4 protein-coding genes are annotated in these 3,151 nt (G+C 48.3%); all 4 read left to right on the top strand.

Annotated elements, in window-relative coordinates:
• Positions 1–148: 148 nt before the first annotated feature.
• Positions 149–874, top strand: a complete 726-nt coding sequence (locus L0156_27330) for an acyl-CoA desaturase (GenBank protein ID MCI0606714.1) — start codon at positions 149–151, stop codon at positions 872–874.
• A 43-nt stretch (positions 875–917) separates the two neighbouring features.
• On the top strand, positions 918–2,066 hold the full coding sequence (locus tag L0156_27335) for a P1 family peptidase (GenBank protein MCI0606715.1): 1,149 nt from the start codon (positions 918–920) through the stop codon (positions 2,064–2,066).
• A gap of 74 nt (positions 2,067–2,140) precedes the next feature.
• Positions 2,141–2,707 carry an RNA polymerase sigma factor gene (locus L0156_27340; GenBank protein ID MCI0606716.1) on the top strand — a complete coding sequence of 189 codons (567 nt, stop codon included), beginning with the start codon at positions 2,141–2,143 and terminating at the stop codon, positions 2,705–2,707.
• Positions 2,704–3,151 (top strand): zf-HC2 domain-containing protein (locus tag L0156_27345; protein MCI0606717.1); only part of this gene is annotated, 448 nt, incomplete at its 3' end. The genes L0156_27340 and L0156_27345, both read left to right, overlap by 4 nt.

Consider the following 3,151-nt stretch of genomic DNA (forward strand, 5'->3'; position numbering starts at 1 on the left):
ACATACCACAGCGGGTATGCGCCTCGCTCGCGCCTTGCCATCAAGCCTGCGAGCCAGCAGCATATGTCATCATATTTATGGGAAGGGACACTAAGTAATTTAGGCAGATTGCTATTTGGACGGAAAAACTTAAGATGTTCCCTGCTTTATGGAAATCCTGATCTTTTTTCTTTTGCACTGGTTCGCTTCCCTGTTCTTTCAAACATTTTTTCATCACCGTTACGCGGCTCACCGGATGTTCACGATGTCCAGATTCTGGGAAAAATGTTTCTTCATTCTTTCCTTTCTGGCCCAGGGCGCATCCTATCTGAAGCCATCCGCCTATGCCATCCTGCACAGGCAACATCACGCGCACAGTGATACGGAGCAAGACCCTCATTCGCCTCATTTTTCACGCGATGTGATGAGCATGATGTATAAAACGAAAGTGCTTTATCACGATCTTGTAGTCTCTACGAGTGAAGAGTCGGCGCCACCCGAGTGGGAATCGTTTGATCGCATGGCAGATTCGATGTACGTTCGCGTTTTGTGGGGAGTGCTCTACACCACTTTTTATTTTCATTACATGACCAATTTCTGGGTGCTGTTACTCCTTCCCGTTCACTATCTGATGGGAGTTTTTCATGGAGCGATCGTAAACTGGTGCGGCCATAAATACGGTTACCGGACTTTTGCGAATGCCGATCATTCCCGCAATACTCTCGTCGTTGACCTGTTGATGTTTGGCGAGTTGTATCAAAACAATCATCACAAATTTCCCAATCGCGCGAATTTCGCATATCGCTGGTTCGAGTTCGATCCTGTGTACCCTTTTGTCCGTTTGTTCCACTCTCTGGGTATTATCAAGCTCGGACCACTGGCAATCAGCGCTTAACCTGCCCTTCATTCGTGCTATCTTTCTCGACAGGAGGCACCCAATGAACTCAAACCGTTCCGTCACATTCTGTATATTGATTCTTTTGATTTCTTGTTTGTCTTTTGCTGCAACAGAACGAGCAAGAGATTTAGATATTCCTTTTGAAGGTACACCTGCAGAGATGAATGCAATCACTGATGTAAAGGGAGTCGAGGTTGGACACACGACACTGATTTCGGGCGAAGGGAAATTGAAAGTCGGTCAAGGACCAGTACGAACAGGAGTCACCGCGATATTGCCGCGGGGCAAAAATGATCTTTCGCCAGTTTTTGCAGGATGGCATTCATTAAATGGCAACGGCGAAATGACGGGAACGACCTGGGTTGAGGAATCAGGAATTCTTGAAGGTCCGGTTCTGATCACCAACACTCATAGCGTAGGAGTTGTTCGGGATGCTGTCATACAGTGGTTGGTAAAATCCGGCGGAGCGCAACAACCATGGGGCCTCCCTGTGGTTGCAGAGACATGGGACGGCTGGTTAAATGACATCAATGGTTTTCATGTTAAACCGGAACACACATTGCAAGCTATATCCAATGCAAAACCGGGTCCTGTGGAGGAAGGTAATGTGGGTGGAGGAACAGGAATGATCTGCTACGAGTTTAAAGGTGGTATAGGCACATCTTCCCGCAAACTTTCTGATGAATTCGGAGCATATACGGTAGGCGTTCTGGTGCAGGCAAACTTTGGATCGAGAAGGTTACTGAGAATTGCCGGCGTTCCGGTCGGTCAAGAGATTCGGGAAGGAACTATTTTCAGCCGCGATACAGGTTCGATCATCGTTGTTGCTGGCACAGACGCGCCATTGCTTCCACATCAGTTAAAGCGGATTGCTCGAAGAATCCCATTGGGAATTGCGCGGACCGGCTCGATTTCGGGAAATGGATCGGGGGATATTTTCATCGCCTTCTCAGTAGCCAACCCGCAAGCCGGTCAGCCAAAAGACATAGCTGTCCTGCAAATGCTGCCTAACCAAAAAATGGATCGTCTGTTTGAAGCGACCGTCCAGGCAACAGAAGAAGCAATCGTTAACGCACTCATCGCTGCAAAAACAATGACTGGTATCGATGATCACAAAGTGATTGAGCTTCCTCATGAGCGATTAAAAGAAGTATTGAAAAAGTACAACCGCCTGAAACCTATCCCCTGAAATCAACGCTTCCGGCACTCCCGCAGTATGTATAGAAGAGAGATCCGAAATCCAAGTGGGCCGATGGAGAGTCTATGCATACAGGAGCCGTTGTGATTGAGTCGCCCGAAGCAGAAAATTCTGAATTGATTTTGCGCGCACGAGCTGGAGACCTGGAAAGTTTTGATCAGATCATGATTCTGCATCAGCGGCGCGTGTTTCGTACCGCCCTCCGAATCCTGGGAAATCTGCAAGACGCCCAGGACGCAGCCCAGGATGTTTTCTTAAGACTGTTCAAATACATCAACAAGCTGGATCCGGCGCGCGAGTTATCACCGTGGCTCTATAGGGTCACTGTGAACGTTTGTCACGATATCGCCAGAAAGCGCCGCAAGACGACAGAGTTACCCGAAATGGAAGACACATCAGCGGTTTTCAATACACTCGATCTGGATGAAGAAGTGAAGATGATTTCTCAGGCGTTACAGACGCTGCCGGAAAAAGAACGCGCCGCAATCGTTTTGCGGGATGTGGAAGGACTCTCTACAAAGGAAGTTGCTGAAATTCTTGGTTCAACAGAAACGACGGTTCGATCCCAGATCAGCCGGGCCCGCATCAAACTCAAGGATTTCCGCAACCGGTTTCTCGGGAGGCGAAGATGAACTGCATTTCTTATCAAGAACAAATCGCATTATGGATTGAAGGGGACCTACCCGCTGATCAGAGTGCACTGTTGGAAGCACATTCCCGGACTTGCGAAACCTGCCGGTCTTTCACAGCTGAAATGAAAGAGAGTCAGGCGCAACTTCGAAAACTAAAAGACGGCACAGACAACGCATTCGTTTATCAGAAAATCCGGAGTAATGTCTTAGCCCAAATATCACCGGTTCCACCAAAGAGATCAATTCCATGGTTCTGGCGCGTCATCGTAATCGCAACCGTCATGGCTGGTGTTGCTTTAGGGAGCGCATGGTTTTATACACGCCTTCCCATTCATGGGCCGGAACAATCGTTAACGGAGAATAAGAAAAAATCGCCGGCGCCCAAAAAAGCACCGATTCATACGAAAATTCCGGCTCCACGCAAGATTGAGAAGGAGCGCGTAA

The sequence above is a fragment of the bacterium genome, assembly GCA_022616075.1.
Classification (GTDB): domain Bacteria; phylum Acidobacteriota; class HRBIN11; order JAKEFK01; family JAKEFK01; genus JAKEFK01.

Excerpts from the sequence above, each read along its gene's own strand:
- L0156_27330 (MCI0606714.1), top strand. The coding sequence starts at position 149 with ATGGAAATCCTGATCTTTTTTCTTTTGCACTGGTTCGCTTCCCTGTTC.
- L0156_27335 (MCI0606715.1), top strand. The coding sequence starts at position 918 with ATGAACTCAAACCGTTCCGTCACATTCTGTATATTGATTCTTTTGATT.
- L0156_27340 (MCI0606716.1), top strand. The coding sequence starts at position 2,141 with ATGCATACAGGAGCCGTTGTGATTGAGTCGCCCGAAGCAGAAAATTCT.